A 24,217-nucleotide genomic window follows, 5' to 3' on the forward strand; every position below is an offset into this window, starting at 1 on the left:
AATCAAAGATAAAGTAACTTATCTATTATAACTGAAAAAATGCCCCTATGAAGAGGCACATTGTTAACTAATATAAAGGTTCTCATTTATAGTGGTAACAACTGTATCAATATAGTCACCGAACTCCCGCTTCAGCAATTTGTAGCCGCCAGAAGTTTTAAATGGTTCTTCTGAGAATGCCTCTTCTGCAGTTGGTGCTAATACAGGCACTTGAAGTAATTGCTTTTCTATTCTCTCTAACCATTTCTTCTGTCTTGGAGTCCAATCATGCAGTGAATACACTTTCTGCATCGTCTGTTTAATACGTGCTTCATGGGCAACGAGTGCTTCACCTAATGCAGCTTGGCGAATAAAGCTAATAATGTCTGCTGCAATGTCTTCATTTTTTGTTTGTTTCCAAGCTGTCTGCAAATGAGATTGCTTAAAGCCTTTCGTTTCTAGAATGGTAATAAGTTCTCGTAAATCCTGCCTTGTTAAATCTTTCGGTCGTGTGCAAATAAGATGAAGAGCGGGAATTTCATTGATATTTTCTTGGATAAAACGAACGAAACCTTCTAAGTAATCTTCAGGTCGCTTGTTTCCTTCACCGTATCCCCGAACCACATCTGTTACTTCATCCTCTTTGTTGGAGATATATCGTTTCTCGCCTTTTACCCGATAGGCTTCCATATATTCAAATAACATGTTGTGCTGTTTTGCTTCTTGTGGCGTATACGACTGAATCTCTTTTGCCCACTCATCCACATTTTTTCCATTCGACAGTTCTTCAAACTTTTGTTTTCCTTCTTCATTCAACCTTTGCTTGCGACGCTGAATTTTCGCTGCCAATTGGTCACGATAAAACAAAGCTTCATCTTCTGTGGCAGCATTGGCAAGTGATTCATATAGTTCACCGATACTGTAATTTTGTTTCTTTACAACAGGTTTCATCTCCGTATAGCTTTGCAATTTATCGTAGATGCCCACTGCATCGTAAATGTTAAAGTGTGTTTTTCCTATGTTGGGACAAAGACGGGTTGCACGTCCAAGCATTTGGTCATAAAGAATACGAGACTGTATACGCCGTAAGAATACTATGTTTGTTATCGGAGGAACGTCAATGCCTGTAGTGAGTAAATCAACCGTTACAACGACATTTGGCAGCCGTTCATTTTTAAACCGTTTAATGGCATCTAATGGCTTGTAGATATAGCCAGTAATTTTCATAATGGCATCATCTTCAATTTCATCGCCACGTTCTTTAAAGGCTTCCTTTAATAACCGAACAACTAAATCCGCATGTTGGTCAGTAGCTGCAAAGATAAGAGTTTTCTCTTTTCCTGTCGGGTCAATGTATTCGACCAGTTTGTTTAGAACCGCTCGATTAAAAGGCTCAGTAATCACCCGTTTATTAAACTGCTCAACTTCAAAATGAACGGTATCTTCCATTTTTTCTAGTTGAATCTCACCTTTATCAACATCATACACTTCCACTTCTTCGTCTTTTTCAAGAGTAATCCCAACTTGTGAAAGTTCTGTCTTAAACAGATATGGTGGTTCATGGTCAACTAAGTAGCCATCCAGAACCGCTTCACTATAAGAATACTTAAAAATAGGCATACCAAAAATCTCTGTTGTATGAAGAGCGGGTGTTGCAGTAAGTCCTAAACATGCCGCATCAAAATAGTCAATTACACGTCGATATTGACTGATGTAATCATTTTGGTCACGGAATTCTAATTCTTCTTCTGACATTTCTCTATCACTTGTATAGCCACGATGTGCTTCATCTACAATGATAAAATCATACTGTCCTACACTTGGCAGTTTTTCATTATCACTATAGAAAAGTCTTCTAACCATTCCCTGTACTGTCGCAATTTGCACCTTTGTTTCAACTTCTGGAGACATGTCTTCTAAAGACTTTACATCGTATATATCAGCAAATGAGTAGCCTTCAATTTTCGTATCTTTAAGTGCATCCTCTGTCTGCTTTCCTAACGAGTTACGATCAACTAGAAAAAGAATACGACGACACTTTTTTGACTTGATTAAGCGATACATAAGAGCGATTGCTGTGCGAGTCTTCCCTGTTCCCGTTGCCATCGCAATGAGCATTCTTCTTTGCCCTTCTTTTAATCCCTCTTCAGCAGCAAGCACCGCTCTTTGCTGATAATGACGCAAGCCAAACTTCGTGATATCCTCTTCTTCTAATCGTTTATTTGCATCCTTATCATCTTGACTAAGAAGAAGCTGTAAGTCGTCAGGTGAGTGCCATCCCTCTAGTGGGCGAGCATGCTCCAACGGCTTACGTGAATCCCAAAACCAGATACCTGATTCCTCTTGAAGTTGTCTCAAGTATGGTCGACCGTTCGTTGCGTATAAAAACGGCACTTTATATTCACCTGTTGTAGGTGTAATAACTTCATTCTCAACTTGCACTACATTTTTGGCATACACTTTTGTCTGGCTTTCTAATGCACTAGGAATCGTTTTCTTTTTTGCCTTTGCTTCAATAAAGCCAACAAGCTTTAGACCAATAAATAACGCATAGTCAACCCTGCCGCCATCGACCTTCCACTCGGCAATTGCCATGTTACGATTTTTCTCTGGCAGCGTTCCGTTCTTTTGATGATTTAGTACAGTTGTGTCTACTTCCCACCCAGCAGCACGTAGTTTCCCATCAATAATCGTACGTGTTTCAGCCTCTGTTAATTGCTGTCGACGCATAAAGTTTTTAGATATCTTTTTACGCTCGGCTTTTACCTCTTCTTGTTCTACTTCTGCTTGCTGACGAATTGTCTCTAATTCTTCTTCAAGCTTTTTGACTTTTTCCTCATATTCTTGCTGAAGCGTTTCTGTACTCTTCCCTTCTTGTTCTTGAGGTTCTACATACTCTGGTGCTTGAAAGTCCCAATCACCATATACCTCCATAAACCAAATAGACAAGCGGAACGTTAATTGTAACAAAGCCTTTGCTTCTTCTACTTTTCCATAATCCGCTTCATGCATCGCTACATTCCCTTTGCGACGAAGAGCCTCTAATATATCAATTAATTCAGGCTCAAGTAACCTTTCCCGACGCAAAGTGTTAATGCGGTCCACTTGCGTTGTACCATATGCCTCTTTAATATTTTCAGCGGCAAGGATAAATTTAGTTAATGTTTCAGCAAACAATCGCAGTTTCATTACTGTTGTATGAGGATCATGATATACATTTTTCTCAGCAGTCTCTCCCAAGTTAGCAAGTACATCCCATTTACCTTTAAAAAATGAAAAGTTGCTACTCATTGTTATCACCGTTTTCTCGATAGATTGTATGTGTCCATTATACTATAAGGATACATTATTTGGTGAATGAAGCAATAAGACCTCCTTTACTCAAATAAAAGTGTTAAAGAAGCCTAGTTAAATAAAAAACAGTCGAACTAAAAACGACTGTTTTACCAATTTACTCATTATTAAATAATAAAATCGATATTTCATTAAGGAGATTTGAGACTGTATGCCCTCAAACAATCCCAACAAATTCATCTGCACTCAGTGTTTAAACTTTGTATTCACACACCCAATACCAAGACCATCATAGTTTCATTCAAAGCCTTTCATTCTAAATACGTCAATAAGCATTGTTTCGTATCATCCTAACTTGGCTGGATTCCATTGTAATAATTTGTCCATTTATCATGAATATTGCTGTATAATTTGTAATATATGGATCGTCTACAAGGAGGAATATAGCTGTGCAAATAGCATTAGAAGAGCGAACAACTGGTCATGCTTCATATGCAAATATGGAAAGAGTTATTCAAATTTTAATTGAAACTGACACCTCTAATATTTCAACAAGAGGACTCGAAATGTTGGAACGGATACGAACAACATTCGATTTTTTAAAAGACACTTTAGATAAAGCAGACCCATGGTTAGTCCCGACAAGTACAATGGACAATATTAACAGTCCAATTTCACAAGTGTTAGGAGAAATAACCAATTTCAATAATGATAAAAACGAACAACGGTTGAACAGCATTCTTAGTTACCTTGAGAATTTACTTGTGTATTTATCACAATTAGTAGTTACAAAAACCCCAGAGGAAATTGAAGGTGTAAGAAACTCTGTTATTAAATTTAGACAGTCTGTTGGTCAACATTTATCTTACCTTGAAAAAGACGCAACAGAAACCTCGACAGCCTTAACAAAAAACACAGAAAAGTTGAATGAACTCACTTCTTCAATCGAAAGCCAAAAGACCAGAATTGACTCCATTGTTAATGAATTTCAAAGTCAATTTTTGCAAGGACAAACTCAAAGGACAGAAGATTTTAATATTTTCCTTAAAAAAGCTGAAGAAGACTTTAAAGGAGTTTATAATGCCAATACTGATACCTTTGACCAACTGGTATCCACTCAACAAGTGTCCTTTGACTCTTTAAATGAAGGTTTCCAACAACAAGTAGACACCCAGCAAAAATCCTTTGACTCTTTAATTGACGAGTTGAAGGCTAAATTTCAAAGCGAACTTGACCATATACATAAAATGAACAAAGAAGCCGAAAAGATAGTTGGTATTATTAGCATGAAGGGTCTTGCCCATGGGTATCAAAAGATTGCTAATGACGAAGGTAAAAAAGCATTTTGGTGGAATTTTGGGTCAATTGGTTCTATGATTGCTGTTATTGTCTTCGGCGTTTTTTTTCTTTTAATGCACGAAGGGTCTTTTGATTGGACAACGCTCGTAAGTCGAATTGTATTAACTGGTATTGGCTTAACCCTCTTCACTTATTGTGCAAAACAGGCTACAAATCATAGAAATGAAGAAAGACGTAATAGAAAAATAGAGTTGGAACTGGCTTCACTTGACCCTTACATAAAGGATTTAGACACCAATAAACAAAAAGAAGTAAAAGAAAATCTCGTTGAAAAATACTTTGGGGTTGAACTTCCAAATGTAACAACACATCAAGCTCCAGTCCAGCAACAAAATATTACCGACACAATTGCGAATAACCCTCAAATAATGCAACTAATTGCGGACAAAGTGTCTCAACTTATTACAAAACAATAAGGTAAGACTGAACAAATAATATGGGAAGCTTGATTTAAGCTTCCCTTCTTGATACTTCAATCATCCACTCCAATATACAAAAAAGAGAACCTCAATTAAGAGACTCCTCTTTCGTCTGATACCCCTTCTCCACCACCTTTAAATTTACTTCTATCAGTCTTGTAATGGAATTCTGCAAGTCCCACCGCCCATTTTGCGGTATCTTCTTTATGAATCCATCTTGTGCAGTAGTTCTTTGTAGTTGTATTATTAATTTGAAAATGTACAAAGAATAGAATTTCCTCTTTATGCAGTATTTTGAGATATTCAATAACAGACTTTCTGTTTATTCCTGTATCTTTTACTACCGTATCAATTAAAATGAATGATATTGGATCGTTGCTTACATTATAGAATATATAACCTACCATATTTAGATACGTGGCGAATATTTTAGGCTTATAATCACTTTTCATTGCTACTATCTTTTGAAAATCCTTATAGAACACTTTTGCAAAATTGTATTCTTCGTCCTTACCAGTGGGTTTGATAAAGTAGTTGTTAGCGTGTTTTAAGTCTAACATCACACTTTTCATGGATAAATCTTCGTAAATCTCGATATGTCCCGTCTTTTGCAATCTGAGTAAAGATTCTTTTGTTCTTGCCTTAGTTGAACTTTGCTCAGTACTCATGCCAATGAATCTCATAATATGGATAACTCCAGTGAACGCTGCTCCTTGAAAGTTGTTAGCCAATGTTTTAATGATTGCTAAGTGATAAACATCTAAATCACCATACTTTCCTAAATCCTTTGTTTCAATTAGTGACTTGGAAATCTTTATAAATGATTCTTCCCTTTCTTGCTGTATCGTTGTTTTGGTTTCTGTACTCAATTTTTTTCTTTCTCCTGTTCTGATTAATATTTTCAACTTTCTCCAACCCAATTCAATCGAAGAACATTTTGTTTTGACATGCAAAAGGAGGCTTGCCGACTTTTGTGCGTTACATTTCATCTATTTTATATCTTCTATCTATTATTCTTCTATCTATTCCCCCACTGGAATCGCCCGATTAACTAGAAAAATACTAGTATTATTTAGTGTTATGGGATACCTAATTTTTAGGTGTGGTTTTTTATAAATCCACCATTTTTTAGGTGTGGTTTTATATATAATCATTAAACCACACCTATATTTCGGGTGTATAAATCATTAAATCCAAGAGTCAATAAGATTAAAGCAGTAAATCACTTAAGTTTCACTTCTGTAAACTGCTTTCCACCAATAGTAATTGTTACTTTTTCAAAGAAACCTTCTACAATTCGATCGGCATATTGTTGTAAGAGCATTGGTTCTAAAATCTTGTTTGGGACTTCTTTAATAACTTCAATTAGAATCTTTGTCCCTTTAGCAATATTGCACCCTTTACACAATATCCAAGCATTGTCCTCGACACTTGCTGTATTAGGCTTAGAAATATTCTGTGAAAGCCTATGGTCTACTTCCAAGTTACTAGTTTTCTCGCAGATTTGGCAGAAACGACCGTACTTCTCAAAGGTAGCTTGCTTTTGTTCCTTGGTGAAGTCACCACCATTCTCTCTTCTTTTTTTCTCACGATTGTTATTACATGCCCTACAGGCACTAGCAAGACCATCTTTTTTACTTTTGTCTTTACTAAATTCTTCTACACTCTTAATCTCTTTACATTTACTACATTGTTTTAACATTTATATGAGTAGCGTATAGACCCTCTCTCACTCACTCATACTATTTTTACTACTTGTACCTCTCTTTCTATAATTTGATTTGTAAATTCGCCCATTCGAATGTGAATCCATTGCAAAATACCACGTCAGCAAGTGCAAATAAACCTGTCCAATATTAGATTTAAATCTGTCAATCGGCATGAGCACTTTATAGACAGAATAAACTTCCTTACGAGATGGTTGCTTAATCTTATTATACAAATCAAGAAATCAAGAAATTATGTCTAAAACCGTCATAAAAAATCTAATGGTTCTCCTCATCAAATCTAAAAAACCATGTCAAGAACTTTTTTTAAAAAAAGATGATTTTTTTATAGAATGAATTCAGCTTCGATGATTTGCTACTGTTTTACAGGGAAATGTACATCTACAATTTATGGGGAATTTCAGTGGTACATTGAGTTTAGGTTTGAAAAATGTTGCCAAAGGTAATCTGTTTCATATGTTTCATAGTGTAGAAAAAGAGTAGATGCGTCTCGTATCGAACATTTGAACGGTATGTTGGTGTAGATTGACACGGTCTAACTACATAACACTTTTTAAACAAAACACATTTAAAAACCCACCGTCGTTATTTGCTGAAAAACTTATTAAAGAAAAAGAGCAGTCAAAATGACCGCCCCTCTCGTTTTATCTGCATTAAGTGAAACTACAATGAACCTTTAATTAATTCATTCAACATTCTTTTATACATAAGTAAATGATTATTGCGATAGGCATTTCCAGACCCTCTATAGGTTGGTCTTGCCTTTGCCCCCTCTTGAGCCACCATCTTGGTATAATAGGCAATGTGCTTCAATTGTTTATTCATCCTCATTGCTCCTTAAACATCCAAATAGGAGCGAAGATTATTCGCTACCTCATCAACATCTAAGTACAAATATTTGGTTGTAACTGAAATATCGCTATGTCCTAATGCTTTAGATATAATAGCAACATTTGCCCCTTTATCAAGCAAGGATTTTGCAAAACCACGTCTTAAGGCATGAGGATTGATGTTCTTTAAACCATACATCCTAGAATACTTATTCAGCCGCTTCTGGATATTATTATGTGCTGGTGAGGTTGCTATAGCATCCCCGTATTTTGTAATGAATACGAAGCTGTTCTTCTTGCCATATCCGTCTCTAATCATGGCATTTTGTTTTATCAATACCTTTAGCAGCCTTTTAAGTAAATCGTCAAAAGGTAATTTAATTTGTTGATGATTTTTCATAATACCGCCATCTAAATTCAGCACATTATTATTGAAGTCTATATGGCGTTCTTCAAGTTGGGTTAATGTATTTATGCGAATGCCTGTTTTAAACATCACTAGGACAGCTGTAGCGTCCCTCAGCTGAATGAAATTGCTTAAGTCCAATAAAGAGAGCAATACATTAACATCACGCTCTGTAGCACCCTCTTTAATCTTTTGATCGACCTTTATATTAATGGTTTTCCAAAACTTTATTTCAATCCAACCGTTATCAAAACAGCGGGAGAGGAAGGCTTTTAGACATTTCAATCGTGTTAATTTGGTTTGATTGCTTACATTCATACTGTCTAGCCACTTATAGACCGTATCGGCTGTAATATTCCCAACATGGTTCACGTTTGTTACACTCTGAAAATGCTCTACATGGAGAACATAATCGCTTATTGTACGGCTTCTATTCCCGCTCACCTTCATTTGCCTAGTGATGGTTTCGAGAGCATCAGAAATCAACATTGAGTCATCCAAGACCTCAAATTGTTTTATTTTTTCTTTTGGAGCGATGGAACTAGTAATGGTCAATCCATTTAATAATCCCTTTACATCCACATCAACATCTAATAATCCTTTACTTTTGGTCACACAAAAAACCTCCTATATCGAAAGTGATATAAGCCAATAACAGGTGTAATTTCTTACGTGACCGTTATACTGACCGTTTCACTATACGATATAGAAGGTTGATTTAACGGGCTTTACACCCGATTTCTCGACGTCCCAGGAGAGATTCGAACTCCCGACCGACGGCTTAGAAGGCCGTTGCTCTATCCAGCTGAGCTACTGGGACAATTTTAAAAGTGTTAAACAAGTTATGTAAGACATTTACTATAATAACAACCTCACGAAAGATTGTCAACGTGTTTTTTTAATTTTTTTCATTTATTTCATAGAGAGGGATTTTTCCTCTTTAAAAGCAAAAGTGCAGCTTAAAAAGTTAGCATTCTATTGGCTGTTTAAACTGCACCTTCGCTTACACACTCCTATAACTCACTGCTTTTATTCTATGCATCCCAATTAACAGGTTATACATAAAAACCATTTAAAGTGAAAAAATACACTGCAGCTCTGTTAATTCCCGATGGGTTTCATCAAAAAAACGAACGACAGCCTGCTGCTCGTCTGCTTCCACAAGCGCATACGTTTTCTCCCGCCGGCCACGCGGCATCGCAATGCTCCCTGGATTCAGAAAAATAGCATCATTTATCTTCTCGGCGCCTAACAAATGAGAATGACCAAAAAAGACAAAATCTGCGCCATTTTCTTGCGCTTTATAAGCTAACTTCATAAGCGACATTTTCACGTTATAGCGATGACCATGGGTAATGAATATTCTTTTTCCCTTGACACCCTCGACAATATCATAGGGAAATTCTTCCTCTGCGTCGCAATTCCCTCTTACCACTACATACCCTTCAATTGCCGGGGTATCCGCACTCAATTCAGAGTCGCCGCAATGAATCAATACATCTGCTTCCCCTTCATAACGCTGTTTCAGCTCTGTTAAAATTTCACTCCAGCCGTGACTGTCACTCACAACTAACACTTTCATCTCGTTTCACCACCCATAATTTCCGGAAGCAGTGCGCCTAATTTCTTCATGGCCCAACCACGGTGACTGATACTATTCTTCTCTTCCGGCTGCAGTTCAGCCATTGTTTTTTGGAAGTCCTCCACCCAGAAAATAGGATCATAACCAAATCCGTTGGCGCCTTGCTTCTCTGAAGTGATTTTCCCTTCACAAGCTCCAGATACCGTCACCGTTTTTTCACCTGGACGGGCAATGGCCAATACACAATGAAAGCGTGCAGTCCGTTTTTCTTCCGGCACTCCCTTGAGTTCGGCTAACACTTTTTGAATATTGGCTTCATCGTCTTTCTTAGCGCCAGCATAGCGGGCAGAATAAACGCCCGGCCGGCCATCAAGAGCATCAATGCTTAATCCTGAATCATCGGCAATCACCAACTGCCCTGTTTCATCTGCTATCGCTTCTGCCTTCAATACAGCATTTTCTTCAAACGTGTGACCTGTTTCCTCTACATCAGGCAACGATGGATAATCAAGCAGTGTTTGCACTTCTATTCCATAGTCTGCAAATAAACTAGAAAATTCCTTCGCTTTTCCTTCGTTTTTCGTTGCAATAATGACCTTATTCATTCTGCCTCTCCTTTTGGCCGTTTGCCGATTTTTCCAGCAATTTCACCAAGGGCTGCTGATTGAATTGCAAACAGGCTCGTGATCCCAGCCTGGGCAAGTTCTAGAAGTTGATGCAGCTCCTGAATAGAAAAAGTGGCTTCTTCTCCAGTTCCCTGCAGTTCCACAAACTCATTGCTGCCTGTCATGACAATATTCATATCCACCTCTGCCCGGCTGTCTTCTATGTAATTTAAGTCTAACACGGCGCCATGCTCTTTGACGATCCCTACGCTTGTTGCGGCTAAGAAATCAGTAACCGGAAATACCGGTAATTCTTTTTCCTCAGACAGCTTATTAAGCGCTAGTGTCAGCGCTACAAAGGCACCGGTAATAGACGCTGTCCGTGTACCGCCATCTGCCTGAATCACATCACAATCAATCCAAACTGTGCGTTCGCCCATCGCTTCCAAATCTACGATCGCTCTAAGAGCACGGCCAATAAGCCGTTGAATCTCCATCGTTCTTCCTGATACTTTTCCTTTAGAAGATTCACGAATATTCCTTTGTCCCGTTGCTCTCGGCAGCATCGAATACTCCGCTGAAATCCAGCCTTTTCCGCTCCCTCTCATAAATGGAGGCACCCGCTCCTCAATGCTGGCTGTACAAATCACTTTCGTATCTCCAACTTGAATAAGCACGGATCCCTCTGGATGCTTCAAATAATTAGTCTCAATATGTACGTGTCTAAGTTCCTGAGCTTGTCTTCCATCAAATCTCATCTTAATTCCCTCCGTTGTATCATTCATCTGCATCTTATTATAGTAGCATTTTTCTCACAGACATAAAAAAGAAATCATTCACCTAGCCCCCTGATCGCAGGTGGTTAGATAGATGATTATGAGAAAGGTCAATTGCATATACGATCTGTCATCTTTAAAAGAGGCTTTCACAAATCAACCGGATTCACTACGTCCGGACGTGTTACCGAACTGCTAAGCGGCTTGCCTTGCTCAGTCGTAATGTTTGAATTGCCACCAACCTGAATAGCTAAGCTCTCAATCTGGGTTCCTTCCGTCAGAGACAAAGCGAGTGATTGTAATATATGCTCAGACACCATTTTATTTTCGAAACTTCCAAGAATAGACTCATTAAAGTTCAACGTAACTCGGCCTTCCTTTATCACTGGCTTTTCCAATAATTCGGCTTCTGGAAGAAATTCTGTTACGAGCCCGGAATCTGCTCGCGGCCCTTTAGCTAACTCTTTCACAATGGCCGTAATTTGATCTTGTTCCTTATTGCTGACACGCTTCGTGACAGGTACATAATAATAGCCCTCTCCCTCTTGAGCCATATAATAAACGGTGACCGGTCTTGTGTCTACGATATCCACTACACCAGAGGCATCTACATTAATTCCGCTTTGTCGTGTTAACCCATCTTCATCAAGTGCCATCTTTCCGACTGGCATTTCAGAAATTGGATGGCCATTCACTTGGAGTTTTACCCGCTCCACCGAATCAAATTGAGTTAATGTCCAAGTAATCGATTGAACGATTCTCTGTTCGTCTGCTCGATCATATTCTTTAAATTCAGGAGAGAAATCAACTGTTGCCGTTCCTTTTTCAATATCAACGCTTTTGATTTGTGTACCGGCCGGCAGGACAGGACGAAAACCATTTGGAACCATATTGGATACAGGTCCCTCGGCCACAAGATATTCAAGTGCCTGCTTGGCCAAACTTTTTGTATTCGGAAGCGGCATCGTTTGAGAAACAACATAGCCGTTTTTATCAATTAAATATAGCTCTGTCATCACCATATTTTTATTTTGTGCAGCTTTTTGCCCACCTTCACTCGTCAAGCTATCCGTATACACAACAGATTGCGGGGGATCAATTTTTTCCTTCTTCTCTTCGGGCCATAATCCGCAGCCTGCTGTATAAACAGAAGAAATTAAAATAACTGCCACCGCTGCCGTCTTCTTTTTTCGCATAACTACCCCTCCTAAAACTGTTTGTACTAAATATACGGGTGTTTCGAAAACTTAGAACTAGCTTGGACAAATCTTCTATTCTTACAGACACAGACTCCAGAAAAAAACCGCTTAGCTGCCTAAGCGGATTGATTCAATATGTAACTCTTTCTCTTGAAGCCAATCGGAAGCAATTTCGTAAAACAACTCTTTTGAACCCGTTGTATAGAAATAATGTGACAGCCGAGGAGATTCTTCTGCCAAGAGCTTCTTGTAATCAAGAATAGCACTTACCTCGCGGGCCGTTTCTTCCCCTGAGCTAATAACTTGAACTTGTTCGCCTAGAACATCAGCTATAATAGGTTCAAGCAAAGGATAATGGGTACATCCTAAAATAACCGTGTCAATTTGCGTATTCTGCAACGGAACTAACGTCTCAGCCACAATCTTTTCTGCCGTTTCCCCTTTGTATTCTCCGCTTTCCACAAGAGGCACAAATTTTGGACAAGCGAGCGAGGTAACAACTGCCTTTTTGTTAATAGAAGTAAGCATGTTTTCGTAAGCACCGCTTCGGATTGTCCCAATTGTACCAAGCACACCAATCTGATCATTTCTCGTTTGTTTAATCGCTGCCCGTGCCCCCGGACGGATCACCCCAATTACAGGAATTGGCAAAGCGGTCCGAATCTCTTCTAGTACAACGGCTGTAGCCGTATTACACGCAATTACAAGCATCTTAATGTTTTTCTCTATTAAAAATCGGGTCATTTCCCAAGTATAGGCCTTCACTTCTTCAGCCGGTCTTGGCCCGTAAGGACAACGTGCCGTGTCCCCTGTATAATAAATAGTTTCATTCGGAAGCTGACGCATAATCTCTTTAGCTACCGTTAAACCGCCTACTCCCGAATCTATTACACCGATCGGTCTATTCAATTTTCTCGCCTCATTTTACTTTCATTTCTTGATGCATTTTCTCTAAGTTGCTTTTTAAAGATAGTATTTCATCCTCGCTGAAATTTTGTAAAATTTGCTGTACATACAGCTGGCGCTTTTTTATCACTTCTTCGATCATACTCGCGCCTTCTTTCAGTAGATGAATGCGCACAATCCGTCGATCATTCGTATCTTTCACCCGTTCAACAAGGTTGTTTCGTTCCATTCTATCAATCAGGTCTGTTGTTGTACTGAAAGCTAGAAACATTTTCGTAGATAACTCGCCAATCGTCATATCTCCTTCTTCAAACAACCATTGCAGCGCAATAAATTGAGGAGGTGTAATCTTATAATCACTTAATATCTCTCGGCCTTTTTGTTTAATAATACCGTTTATGTATCGTAATTCCTTTTCAATATCCGCGACAAAATCGAGCGATTGCTCAAGATTTGCTGCCATGCTTAGCACTCCTTATTCATCGTTCCCTTTTTCAAACCTTAACGTTCGTGAATCCCTTACCTGTTTATTGTCGCTTTTTTCCCTATAAATTGCAAGGTAAAGAAGGCACAAAAGCATAATCTATAGTATTTCTCTTGATTTACTTATTTTTCATTAAATAGTAACTATAAGTAAGGAAGGGGGCAAATGAATATAAAAAGAATAGCTAGCTTTATAGCAACATGGTTAATTTTATGCGGAGCAACTTATAGTCTCACTTTATTAAAAAAAGGACACTTTTTCGATTATTCCTTTTTCGTCGGATTAATTGGTGTAGTGCTGATTAAGTTTTCCAGCTCATCCGGTGGTTTTACTAGCGACAACTTAGACATGCACCTGCAAAGTCAAACAGGTATGAGGCAGGAACGGCAATCGAAATCCTTTGATCCCCCATCTTGTTTTTATGCAGCGATCATCTACACTGTGGTTTCATTTAGTTTAATGCTATTTTATTATCGTCAATATTTCTTTTAAAGCAACCGTAGAAACATTTTATCCAACGGCAAAACAGATGGCGACCTAGTGGCCGCCACCTGTCTTCTTAAAGCTTTAATTCACCCATTCTGAGCAATTCAACGATTGCCTGCGCCCGTCCTTTCACGCCGAGCTTTTGAATGGAGTTAGAGATATGATTGCGGACCGTTTTTTCACTGATAAATAGCTCTTCAGCAATTTCCCTCGTCGTCCGATCTTGCACGAGTAATTCAAATACTTCTTTTTCTCTCTTTGTTAATAGCGGTTTACGATCAAAGCGATGCTCCCTCACTTGACATGTAACCTCCTCGCTTCCGCCAGCTTCTGATCACTCAATTAACGGAATGGCCGTTACGGTATCATATGTGAAGGAACAAAGAATTGACAGCAAAGCAGCAAAATTCTCTTTGTTTTTTATTCTTATGCTCTGTTATACTTCGGCGTTGATTTTCGCTGCAGGCAGACACTTTCCGTAACCGGTCCTGCATGGTCCCACCAGGACTCACTTTTCTCGCAGAGTCACCATCTTCCGCTATGATCAACTATTAAAGACATCATTCATCTTTAATAGAGCCTCTTCTAAGTAAATTAAATTGACTCACCAAGTAATTTCTCTTTCACTGTCGATGTAAACGGCACCGATTTTCCTGTTTTGGAAGATATTTGCACGAGCGTTCCTCTGCCTATGAAGCAAATCTTTCCGTTTTCTGTTGTCCCTTTATAGTGAATGTCACAGGAGGAACGGCCAAGACTGTCTACTTTTACGCCGATCGATAACGTTTCGCCAAAAAATACTTGTTCTAAAAAATCGCACTGCAAGTCAGCAACGACTGGAATGACCTCGCTTTTCCCACTTAGCCATTCGTCCTTTAGGCCTCTTTCTGCTAAAAACTCAATCCGAGCTTCTTCAAAGTAGATAAATGGAATCGTGTTGTTTAAATGACCAAACATATCTGTTTCCCCAAACCGTACCTTTACAAAATGAAAAAAGTCGAATCCTTTCTCCCACTGTTCAAAATCAGCAATATATGAAAATTTTTTCACCATGTTCTCCCCCTTTATTCTAAAAAAAACAGCCTCCAGCTGAGATAGCTGAAGACTGGAGTCAATTAATCTACTTGATGGTCGCTTCCAAAGAAGTTGCGGAAAGATTGAACTGTTGCCGCACGGTTCATGGCTGCGATTGATGTCGTTAAAGGAATTCCTTTTGGACATGCTTGCACACAGTTTTGAGAGTTTCCGCAGTCCTGTAAACCACCATCGCCCATTAATGCGTTTAAGCGCTCGTCTCTGTTCATTGAACCCGTTGGATGCGCATTAAACAAGCGAACGAGAGAAATAAAAGCAGGACCGATGAAATCAGATTTGCTGTTCACGTTCGGACACGCTTCAAGACAAACGCCACAAGTCATACATTTGGATAATTCGTACGCCCATTGACGTTTTCTTTCTGGCATACGCGGACCAGGTCCAAGCTCATACGTACCATCGATTGGAATCCATGCTTTGATTCGTTTCATGGAATCAAACATGCGCTCCCGATCAATCTGCAAATCACGAACAACAGGGAATGTGCTCATTGGCGCAAGACGAACCGGCTGTTCTAATTTATCGATCAAAGCTGTACAAGCTTGACGCGGCTTGCCGTTAACAACCATTGAACAAGCTCCACAAACTTCTTCAAGACAGTTACTATCCCAGGCAACCGGTGTTGTTTTTTCACCTTTAGCATTAACCGGGTTACGCTGGATTTCCATGAGCGCTGAAATAACGTTCATGTTCGGACGATATGGAAGAACGAACTCTTCTTCATACGGAGCCGAATTCATTGTGTCTTGACGAGTAATAATAAAGCGAACTGTTTTATTTTCACTCATCTTTATTTTTCCTCCTTATTCTTCGTATAGTCACGTTTACGTGGAGGGATCAAGGAAACATCTACGTCTTCATAATGGAAACCAGGAGCTTCGTTCTCTCCTTTAAATGTTGCCATTGTTGTTTTGAGGAAATCCTCGTCATTACGATCTGGGAATTCTGGTTTGTAATGGGCTCCACGGCTTTCATTACGGTTAAGAGCTCCAATTGTAATAACGCGAGCAAGATGAAGCATGTTTTTCAACTGGCGTGTGAAGGCCGCACCTTGGTTGCTCCATTTTGCTGTATCGTTAATGTTAATGTTTTTGTAGCGCTCCATTAACTCAACAATTTTATTATCTGTTTCTCTCAGCTTGTCGTTGTGGCGAACAACTGTAACGTTTGCTGTCATCCACTCACCAAGCTCTTTATGAAGCAAGTAAGCATTTTCCTTGCCGTCCAACGACATAATACCGTTCCATTTTGCTTCTTCTTGTTTCACATGTCGGTCAAAAACAGAGGAAGAAATAGCATCCGCTGATTTTTCTAATCCGTGAATATATTTAACTGCATTCGGGCCAGCAACCATTCCACCATAAATAGCAGATAGAAGGGAGTTAGCACCTAAGCGGTTCGCACCATGTTGTGAATAATCACACTCACCCGCTGCGAACAAACCAGGAATATTTGTTTGCTGCTCATAATCAACCCATAATCCACCCATTGAATAGTGAACGGCAGGGAAGATTTTCATTGGTACTTTACGTGGATCTTCGCCCATGAATTTCTCATAAATTTCAATGATACCACCTAACTTAATATCAAGTTCATGTGGATCTTTATGAGAAAGGTCAAGGTATACCATGTTTTCTCCGTTAATACCAAGCTTTTGATTTACGCACACATCAAAAATTTCACGTGTTGCAATATCACGTGGTACAAGGTTTCCGTATGCCGGATATTTCTCTTCCAAGAAGTACCATGGCTTCCCGTCTTTATATGTCCAAACGCGTCCGCCTTCTCCACGTGCTGATTCACTCATAAGACGAAGTTTGTCATCGCCAGGAATAGCTGTTGGGTGAATTTGGATGAATTCGCCGTTGGAATAGTATACACCTTGCTGATACACGATAGATGCAGCAGAACCGGTATTAATAACAGAGTTTGTCGACTTACCAAAAATAATACCAGGTCCTCCAGTAGCCATAATAACTGCATCGCCTGGGAATGATTGAATGTGCATGTCACGCAAGTTTTGAGCGACAACTCCGCGACAAATGTTTTCATCGTCAAGAACAACGCCGAGGAATTCCCAGCCCTCATATTTCGTAACAAGTCCAGCTACTTCAAAGCGACGAACTTGCTCGTCCAATGCGTATAAAAGCTGTTGACCTGTTGTTGCTCCAGCAAACGCTGTACGGTGATGTTGTGTACCACCGAAACGGCGGAAATCAAGCAGACCTTCCGGAGTACGGTTGAACATAACTCCCATACGATCCAACAAGTTAATGATGCCAGGTGCTGCTTCTGTCATTGCTTTTACAGGAGGTTGATTCGCTAAAAAGTCTCCACCATAGACCGTATCATCAAAGTGAATATAAGGTGAATCTCCCTCACCTTTTGTATTAACCGCACCATTAATACCACCTTGCGCACACACAGAGTGGGAGCGTTTAACCGGAACTAGAGAAAACAAGTCAACCTGTGTTCCTGCTTCTGCTGCTTTAATTGTAGCCATTAAACCGGCCAAACCGCCGCCGACTACAATAATTTTTCCATTACTCATTGAGACTCACTCCTTTTTCTCCCAAATCCAAACTTAACTTATTTCAACGATGTACTTATACGAACGCAAGAATTGCACGAACCCCTACAACAGAAAGCGCAACAAAAACAACCATTGTGACATATGTCATAATGCGCTGTGAACGAGGTGAAATCGTAAGTCCCCAGCTTACACTGAAAGACCAAAGACCATTAGCGAAGTGGAATACTGTCGAAATGACACCAATTATGTAGAAACCAACCATTAACGGATTGGAAAATACATCCGCCATCATTTGAAAGTCCACTTCAGCGCCAAGTGCTGCTTGGATTCTTGTTTCCCATACGTGCCACGCAACAAATACTAGTGTGATGACACCAGATACACGTTGCAAGAAGAACATCACATTACGGAAATGACCAAATCTGCCAATGTTATTCTTTGCTGTGAAAGCAATATACAGTCCGTAAATAGCGTGGAATAACAGTGGAAGGAAAATAATAAAGGTTTCCAATAAATAACGGAATGGTAAACCTTCCATCACACCGGCAGCTCGGTTAAATGCCTCCTCGCCTTTTGTTGCAAAGTGGTTTACGACTAAGTGTTGCGTTAGGAACAATCCTACAGGTATGACACCAAGCAATGAGTGCAGCCTGCGATAAAAAAATTCTCGGTTGTCAGCCATGTTTTACCCCCCTTAATCTTGAAGCATCCGACAAAATATCCTTTGTTTCGGTAAAGCTTCATATTGTAACTATTTTGTGACAAGACCATTTTACTCTCATCGCTATGAAGCGTCAAGGATGCGTACACTCTTTTTTATATTGTAAAAAAGCGACAAAAACTGAATGTTTCTTCACTTTTTTCGTTTTCTATTACAAATTTATTATACCACAATATCGATTTGATAAATTCCTTTTTTCTCTTCCATCTGTTGTATATAATGGATAACAGAAAGTGGGGATGAAATTGACGAATCAACTCGACCAACAAGAGATAAAAGGCCTCTCTGTACCTGTTTTTGGTTATGAACTAATTCGAGATTCTCTATTAACAGACATACTTGGCAAAGAAGCTGACTCGATCCTTTACTGGGCAGGAAAATCACTTGCTAGAAAGTTTCCCTGCAAAAGCAGTGAAGAGCTTTTCTCTTTTTTTGAAGAGGCTGGCTGGGGAACTCTTACTCTTTTAAAGGAAGCAAAACGTGAGAAGACCTTTGAACTCGGCGGCCCTTTCGTTGAAAGAAGGTTTTCAATCCAATCTGAACCTTCCTTCTCCCTGGAAAGTGGGTTTTTAGCCGAACAAATCACTTCACACGAACAAACTGAGGCAGAATCAGTGGTTGACATACAAAAACGGACAAAAAGAGTAACCGTAACGGTAAAATGGGAATAAGAAATGAATAGAGAAAAGGCTGTCCGTTAAGGAAAATGGACAGCCTTTTCTCTATTTCTCTTCCGCTTTTCCTTGCAGCTCTTCAAGAATTTCTTTCGCTGTCTTCTCTGGAATACCGATTGATCTTAACTCTTCCTCTGTTGCTTCTTTTATTTTTTTGACAGAACCAAAATGCTTTAACAGCTGCTTTTTACGTTTAGGTCCTACCCCAGAAATATTATCTAGAATCGATTGGAAGGTTCCCTTTCCGCGAAGCTGACGGTGAAATGTAATTGCAAAACGGTGAACTTCATCCTGAATGCGCTGCAGCAAGTAAAACTCCTGGCTATTATGTGCAAGCGATACGACTGAGGGCGGTGTACCGTATAAGAGCTGTGAGGTACGGTGCTTATCATCCTTTGCCAGACCAGCAACCGGGACATCTAAATTTAATTCATTGAGCAAAACATCCTTCGCTGCTTCAATTTGCCCTTTACCGCCATCAATGATAATTAAATCCGGCAGCGGCAGCCCTTCTCTAAGCACACGGCTGTAACGGCGGCGTATAACTTCTCGCATAGAACCATAATCATCTGGTCCTTCTACTGTCTTAATTTTAAATTTGCGATATTCCTTTTTGGCAGGCTTGCCATCAATGAACACAATCATCGCTGATACGGCATCTGTTCCTTGAATATTAGAGTTATCAAACGCCTCAATCCGAAGCGGCGTGTGAATATTCATCGCGCGCCCCAGCTGCTCTACCGCTTTAATTGTTCTTTCCTCGTCGCGCTCAATCAGAGCAAACTTTTCCGCAAGCGCCGCCTGCGCATTGCTGGCTGCCAAATGAACGAGCTCTCTCTTTTTTCCTCTTTGAGGCTTTATCATTTTCACCTCAATTAACTGCTCAGCAAGGGAATCATCCACTTTTTCCGGCAGCAGAATTTCCTTCGGCTTAAAATGGTTTGGCTGATCATAAAACTGCCCGAGATACGTTAAGAATTCTTCTTCCGGTTCATCATAAATAGGGAACAGAGAGACATCACGTTCGATTAACTTACCCTGACGGATAAAAAACACCTGCACACACATCCAGCCTTTATCAACGGCATAGCCAAATACGTCGCGGTCTGTAAAATCGGTCGTGTTAATTTTCTGTTTCTCCATAGTCGCTTCAATATGGGCGATTTGGTCACGGAATTCTTTTGCTCGCTCAAATTCTAATTTTTCAGCCGCTTCCTGCATTTTTGCAGTCAGCTGCTCTTTCACTTGCTGATGTCCCCCATTTAAAAAACGGGTAATTTCGTTCGTCATTTCCTTATATTGTTCGTCGGTTACTTCATTTACACAAGGAGCAAGACACTGTCCCATGTGATAATAAAGACAAACTCTATCCGGCAAATTCATGCACTTTCTGAGCGGATACAACCGGTCGAGCAGCTTTTTCGTTTCGTTCGCTGCATAGGCATTTGGATAGGGACCGAAATATTTAGCTTTGTCCTTTTTTACTTTTCTCGTGATAATTAGCCGAGGGTGTCTCTCCGCTGTTAGTTTGATAAAGGGATAGCTTTTATCATCCTTCAGCATAATGTTATACTTCGGATCATATTTCTTAATCAAATTCAGCTCAAGAATAAGCGCTTCAAGATTGGATGACGTAATAATATATTCAAAATCTTCTATTTCCCCAACGAGCCGCTGTGTTTTTGCATCATGTGAACCCGAAAAATACGAACGGACGCGGTTTTTCAGCACTTTTGCTTTTCCGACATAAATAACGGTGCCTTGCCGATCTTTCATTAAATAGCATCCCGGCTGATCCGGAAGCAGCGCCAGCTTATGTTTAATAATTGAATTCATCTTCTCACCTCCCGGATGAGTTCTGTTTCATTATATTTCTACAAAAAACCGTCTTCTGTCTGGGACAGAAGACGGTTTCTCTCATGAAATTAAGCGTGTTTGTTTACTAATTCAGCCAATGCTTCTTTCGGTTGGAAACCGATTACCTTATCAACAGGCTGGCCGTCCTTGAATAAAATAAGTGTTGGGATACTCATAACACCGAATTTTCCAGCTGTTTCTTGGTTTTCATCCACATCGATTTTTACGATTTTTACTTTGTCAGATAGTTCTGCATCAAGTTCTTCTAAAACAGGAGCGATCATTTTACATGGTCCGCACCATGGAGCCCAAAAGTCTGCTAACACAAGACCGCTAGCTGTTTCATTAGTAAAGTTTTGATCAGTCGCTTTTACAATTGCCATTTAAAAACCCTCCTAAAGTTACATATACTATGGTCAGTATAGCACCGATTATAATTGGATGCTATTTTTTTGCTTTACATTTTATTTTTCCCTTTTCCATAACCTTTACTCTTAAAAAGAGACTTTAACCAATCAAACTGTCATCTTTTATGATCTATCTTCATTTATCATGATTCATCGTCTCTTTTTCTAGAAGAAAGGCATATTTATCAGGAATGGTACGCCAAAATAAACAAATAAAAGCCAGCACTTATTGTGCCAGCTTTTAGTCATTAAGACGAAGCGACTTTTAGCTTTTTAAATTCCTCTGTCAGCATTGGTACGATTTCAAATAAGTCGCCAACGATGCCATAGTCCGCTACTCCAAAAATACTTGCTTCTGGATCTTTATTAATGGCCACAATAATTTTAGAGTTAGACATACCAGCTAAATGCTGAATCGCTCCCGAAATGCCACAGGCAATATATAAGTCTGGTGTAACGACTTTCCCTGTCTGGCCAATTTGCAGCGAGTAGTCGCAATAATCTGCATCGCACGCCCCTCGGGAAGCACCGACTGCACCGCCCAGTACATCAGCGAGTTCTTGCAGCGGCTTAAAGCCATCTTCACTTTTCACCCCACGGCCGCCCGCGACAATCACTTTCGCTTCTGACAAATCAACGCCTTCAGCTGTTTTGCGAACCACTTCCTGAATAACTGTCCGAATATCTTTAATATCCGTGTTTACAGGGTAGATATCACCTGTGCGGGATTCATCCTTTTCAAGCGGCGCAATGTTGTTTGGACGAACCGATGCCAGCAGGATCCCTTCACTAACTTTTTTCTTTTCGAAGGCTTTTCCGGAATAAATAGGACGAGTAAAAATCATTTCGCCGTCTTCTTCTTCTAACGCTGTTGCATCAGAAATGAGCCCAGCTTGCAGCCTGGAGGCGATTTTTGGAGACAAATCCTTTCCGAGCGCTGTATGGCCAAAAATAATCGCATCTGGATTTTCGCGGTCTACAACAGCAAGCAATGCCTGCGAATAACCGTCAGAGGTATATTGCGCCAGCTTTTCATGTTCCACAGTCGCCACACGATCTGCCCCATAATGAATAAGCTGATCGGCTAAGCCGCTGATAGATTCTCCAATCAATACCCCTACTACTTCTCCGCCCTGAGCGACCTTTTTGCCGGCTGCCATCGCTTCAAACGAAACATTTCTTAGTGCTCCATCACGTGCTTCTCCTAGTACTAATACTTTTTTTGACATGTGAATCCCCTCCTGTCCTGTTTGTCCTTTAGATAACCTTTGCTTCATTATGCAATAAGCTCACAAGCTCTTTTACCTGGTCACTTACATCGCCTTCTAAAACGCGGCCCGCTTCCTTTTTCGGCGGCAGGAACACATCGATTGTTTCTGTTTTTGCTTCTACATCGTCTTCATCGAGATCTAGATCCCCCAGCTCTAATTCTTCAAGCGGCTTCTTCTTCGCTTTCATAATGCCTGGCAAAGAAGGATAGCGCGGATCATTCAAACCCTGCTGTGCTGTGACAAGCAGCGGCAATGAAGTCTCGATTTTTTCCGAGTCCCCTTCTACATCTCGCACAATGTGAACGCTTTCACCTTCAATTTTAATATCCGTAATCGTTGTGACATATGGGATGCCGAGCTGATCGGCTACTCGCGGGCCAACTTGGCCGCTTCCGCCGTCAATGGCTACATTTCCAGCGATAATTAAGTCGGCTTCCTTGTCTTTTAAAAACTCAGCAAGAATCTTGGCAGTTGTATATTGATCACCATTTTCGACGTCGTCTTCTGTATTGATGAGCACAGCTTTGTCCGCTCCCATTGCTAGCGCAGTACGGAGCTGCTTCTCTGCTTCTTCACTTCCAACAGAAACAACTGTTACCTCTCCGCCTTTCTCATCACGGATTTGAATCGCTTCTTCTACCGCATACTCATCGTATGGATTAATAATAAACTCAGCACCATCCTCCTGGATTTGGCCATTTGCCACGCTGATTTTTTCTTCAGTATCAAAAGTTCGTTTTAGCAATACGTAAATATTCATAACTTCCCCTCCCGCTTTGTTCTTTTCTGTTCATTTAAAAGATTGCGAATATTTTAGTGAAAAAATAATCATCCTTTAAACTGAGGTTCACGTTTTTCGATGAAAGCACTTATTCCTTCTTTGGCATCTTGAGATTCAAATACTTCACCAAAAAGCTCAGCCTCTCTTTCTGCCCCCCTATAGTACTCAGCATGCTTAGAAAAATTCAGCAATTCAATGGCTGCTTTCATGCTGACTGGACTTTTCAAAGAAATCTTGGTTGCCATTTCACGCGCTTTTGAAAGCAGCTCTTCTTCTGGATAAGCCTGGTTGGCCAGCCCCCATTCGACAGCTTCCGTACCGGTAATTGGTTCGCTCGTCAGCAATAATTCTGCCGCTTTTGCCGTACCAACATACCGAGGCAGCCGCTGTGATCCGGCAAACCCTGGGACTAGACCGAGAGAAAGCTCCGGCAGCCCAAGCTTAGCCTGTTCAGAAACTAACCTAATATGACAGCTCATCGCAAGTTCCAAGCCTCCGCCGAGTGCCGCCCCGTGAATAGCCGCAATCACTGGCTTTGAAAAATTCTCAATGCGCTCAAATACCCGCTGTCCGCGAGCCGCAAGCTCAGAGAATTCTTTCCCGCTCTCTACTGTTGTAAATTCTTTAATATCAGCACCAGCTGAAAAAAATCTCCCCTCGCCATGAATGAGGACAACACGCACTTCTTCATCTTGCTCAATCTCGTTGAACGCTCGCTCAATGTCAGTGATCAACGCACTTGAAAGAGCATTGGCCGGCGGTCTTTGAATTAAAACTTCTGCCGTCCGACCCTCTCTTTTCCACGATATGTATGCCATTTTCTTAC

At 40.2% G+C, this 24,217-nt stretch carries 24 protein-coding genes and 1 tRNA gene; 3 read left to right on the forward strand and 22 right to left on the reverse strand.

Features of this window, described 5'->3' with window-relative positions; genetic code table 11:
• Window positions 1-63: 63 nt before the first annotated feature.
• The gene (gene hsdR, locus AC623_RS14215; protein ID WP_049663508.1) at window positions 64-3,270 is read right to left on the reverse strand and encodes a type I restriction-modification system endonuclease; all 3,207 of its coding nucleotides are present in this window, start codon (window positions 3,268-3,270) and stop codon (window positions 64-66) included.
• Between the two features lie 452 nt (window positions 3,271-3,722).
• Between hsdR and AC623_RS14220 the strand changes: the two genes are divergently transcribed.
• Entirely contained in the window at window positions 3,723-5,048 is a 1,326-nt protein-coding gene (locus AC623_RS14220; protein WP_049663511.1) for a hypothetical protein, read from the forward strand.
• Window positions 5,049-5,143: 95 nt separating this feature from the next.
• Here the strand turns inward: AC623_RS14220 and AC623_RS14225 are convergent, their stop codons facing one another.
• The 11 genes from AC623_RS14225 to AC623_RS14270 all read right to left on the reverse strand — a co-directional run bounded on the left by AC623_RS14225 (window position 5,144) and on the right by AC623_RS14270 (window position 13,545).
• On the reverse strand, window positions 5,144-5,920 hold the full coding sequence (locus AC623_RS14225) for a hypothetical protein (protein ID WP_156187049.1): 777 nt from the start codon (window positions 5,918-5,920) through the stop codon (window positions 5,144-5,146).
• Window positions 5,921-6,273: 353 nt separating this feature from the next.
• Window positions 6,274-6,753, reverse strand: a complete 480-nt coding sequence (locus AC623_RS14230) for an HNH endonuclease (RefSeq protein ID WP_049663517.1) — start codon at window positions 6,751-6,753, stop codon at window positions 6,274-6,276.
• 688 nt (window positions 6,754-7,441) lie between these two features.
• Window positions 7,442-7,603 (reverse strand): hypothetical protein, encoded by a 162-nt coding sequence (locus AC623_RS21545; protein WP_156187050.1) that lies wholly within the window; start codon window positions 7,601-7,603, stop codon window positions 7,442-7,444.
• Between the two features lie 12 nt (window positions 7,604-7,615).
• Window positions 7,616-8,551 carry a tyrosine-type recombinase/integrase gene (locus AC623_RS14235; RefSeq protein ID WP_442853574.1) on the reverse strand — a complete coding sequence of 312 codons (936 nt, stop codon included), beginning with the start codon at window positions 8,549-8,551 and terminating at the stop codon, window positions 7,616-7,618.
• Between the two features lie 209 nt (window positions 8,552-8,760).
• Window positions 8,761-8,834 (reverse strand) — tRNA-Arg (locus AC623_RS14240).
• 252 nt (window positions 8,835-9,086) lie between these two features.
• On the reverse strand, window positions 9,087-9,596 hold the full coding sequence (locus AC623_RS14245) for a metallophosphoesterase family protein (RefSeq protein ID WP_049663518.1): 510 nt from the start codon (window positions 9,594-9,596) through the stop codon (window positions 9,087-9,089).
• A complete protein-coding gene (locus tag AC623_RS14250; protein ID WP_049663520.1) occupies window positions 9,593-10,201 on the reverse strand; it encodes an XTP/dITP diphosphatase in 609 nt (202 codons plus the stop codon). The genes AC623_RS14245 and AC623_RS14250 overlap by 4 nt, the downstream gene beginning before the upstream one ends.
• Entirely contained in the window at window positions 10,198-10,959 is a 762-nt protein-coding gene (rph, locus tag AC623_RS14255; protein ID WP_049663523.1) for a ribonuclease PH, read from the reverse strand. The genes AC623_RS14250 and rph overlap by 4 nt, the downstream gene beginning before the upstream one ends.
• Before the next feature lie 167 nt (window positions 10,960-11,126).
• The gene (locus AC623_RS14260) at window positions 11,127-12,173 is read right to left on the reverse strand and encodes a GerMN domain-containing protein (protein ID WP_049663525.1); all 1,047 of its coding nucleotides are present in this window, start codon (window positions 12,171-12,173) and stop codon (window positions 11,127-11,129) included.
• 111 nt (window positions 12,174-12,284) lie between these two features.
• Complete coding sequence (gene racE, locus AC623_RS14265) at window positions 12,285-13,085, reverse strand: glutamate racemase (RefSeq protein WP_049663528.1); 801 nt, start codon at window positions 13,083-13,085, stop codon at window positions 12,285-12,287.
• Window positions 13,086-13,095: 10 nt separating this feature from the next.
• A complete protein-coding gene (locus AC623_RS14270; RefSeq protein WP_049663530.1) occupies window positions 13,096-13,545 on the reverse strand; it encodes a MarR family winged helix-turn-helix transcriptional regulator in 450 nt (149 codons plus the stop codon).
• Between the two features lie 186 nt (window positions 13,546-13,731).
• Between AC623_RS14270 and AC623_RS14275 the strand changes: the two genes are divergently transcribed.
• Window positions 13,732-14,058, forward strand: coding sequence for a hypothetical protein (locus tag AC623_RS14275; protein WP_049663531.1), 327 nt, complete (start codon window positions 13,732-13,734; stop codon window positions 14,056-14,058).
• A gap of 67 nt (window positions 14,059-14,125) precedes the next feature.
• Here the strand turns inward: AC623_RS14275 and AC623_RS14280 are convergent, their stop codons facing one another.
• The 5 genes from AC623_RS14280 to AC623_RS14300 all read right to left on the reverse strand — a co-directional run bounded on the left by AC623_RS14280 (window position 14,126) and on the right by AC623_RS14300 (window position 18,362).
• Window positions 14,126-14,350 carry a helix-turn-helix domain-containing protein gene (locus tag AC623_RS14280; RefSeq protein ID WP_041097586.1) on the reverse strand — a complete coding sequence of 75 codons (225 nt, stop codon included), beginning with the start codon at window positions 14,348-14,350 and terminating at the stop codon, window positions 14,126-14,128.
• A 296-nt stretch (window positions 14,351-14,646) separates the two neighbouring features.
• Window positions 14,647-15,102: an acyl-CoA thioesterase gene (locus AC623_RS14285; protein ID WP_049666661.1), complete on the reverse strand. Its 456-nt coding sequence runs from the start codon at window positions 15,100-15,102 to the stop codon at window positions 14,647-14,649.
• Between the two features lie 65 nt (window positions 15,103-15,167).
• Window positions 15,168-15,935 carry a succinate dehydrogenase iron-sulfur subunit gene (gene sdhB / locus AC623_RS14290; RefSeq protein ID WP_049663533.1) on the reverse strand — a complete coding sequence of 256 codons (768 nt, stop codon included), beginning with the start codon at window positions 15,933-15,935 and terminating at the stop codon, window positions 15,168-15,170.
• A 2-nt stretch (window positions 15,936-15,937) separates the two neighbouring features.
• The gene (sdhA, locus tag AC623_RS14295; RefSeq protein WP_049663535.1) at window positions 15,938-17,698 is read right to left on the reverse strand and encodes a succinate dehydrogenase flavoprotein subunit; all 1,761 of its coding nucleotides are present in this window, start codon (window positions 17,696-17,698) and stop codon (window positions 15,938-15,940) included.
• A gap of 55 nt (window positions 17,699-17,753) precedes the next feature.
• On the reverse strand, window positions 17,754-18,362 hold the full coding sequence (locus AC623_RS14300; protein ID WP_049663537.1) for a succinate dehydrogenase cytochrome b558 subunit: 609 nt from the start codon (window positions 18,360-18,362) through the stop codon (window positions 17,754-17,756).
• Between the two features lie 278 nt (window positions 18,363-18,640).
• Between AC623_RS14300 and AC623_RS14305 the strand changes: the two genes are divergently transcribed.
• Complete coding sequence (locus AC623_RS14305; RefSeq protein WP_049666663.1) at window positions 18,641-19,072, forward strand: YslB family protein; 432 nt, start codon at window positions 18,641-18,643, stop codon at window positions 19,070-19,072.
• 51 nt (window positions 19,073-19,123) lie between these two features.
• On the opposite strand, the gene uvrC is transcribed toward AC623_RS14305, so the two are convergent.
• From uvrC to AC623_RS14330, 5 genes are all read right to left on the reverse strand, one after another.
• Window positions 19,124-20,911 (reverse strand): excinuclease ABC subunit UvrC, encoded by a 1,788-nt coding sequence (gene uvrC, locus AC623_RS14310; RefSeq protein ID WP_049663538.1) that lies wholly within the window; start codon window positions 20,909-20,911, stop codon window positions 19,124-19,126.
• 89 nt (window positions 20,912-21,000) lie between these two features.
• On the reverse strand, window positions 21,001-21,315 hold the full coding sequence (trxA, locus tag AC623_RS14315; RefSeq protein WP_049663540.1) for a thioredoxin: 315 nt from the start codon (window positions 21,313-21,315) through the stop codon (window positions 21,001-21,003).
• Between the two features lie 272 nt (window positions 21,316-21,587).
• Window positions 21,588-22,568, reverse strand: coding sequence for an electron transfer flavoprotein subunit alpha/FixB family protein (locus AC623_RS14320; RefSeq protein WP_049663541.1), 981 nt, complete (start codon window positions 22,566-22,568; stop codon window positions 21,588-21,590).
• 28 nt (window positions 22,569-22,596) lie between these two features.
• Window positions 22,597-23,370, reverse strand: a complete 774-nt coding sequence (locus tag AC623_RS14325; protein WP_049663543.1) for an electron transfer flavoprotein subunit beta/FixA family protein — start codon at window positions 23,368-23,370, stop codon at window positions 22,597-22,599.
• 68 nt (window positions 23,371-23,438) lie between these two features.
• On the reverse strand, window positions 23,439-24,209 hold the full coding sequence (locus AC623_RS14330; protein ID WP_049663545.1) for an enoyl-CoA hydratase: 771 nt from the start codon (window positions 24,207-24,209) through the stop codon (window positions 23,439-23,441).
• Window positions 24,210-24,217: the final 8 nt, after the last annotated feature.

The sequence above is a fragment of the Bacillus sp. FJAT-27231 genome (genome assembly GCF_001183975.1).
Classification (GTDB): Bacteria; Bacillota; Bacilli; order Bacillales; family Domibacillaceae; genus Pseudobacillus; species Pseudobacillus wudalianchiensis.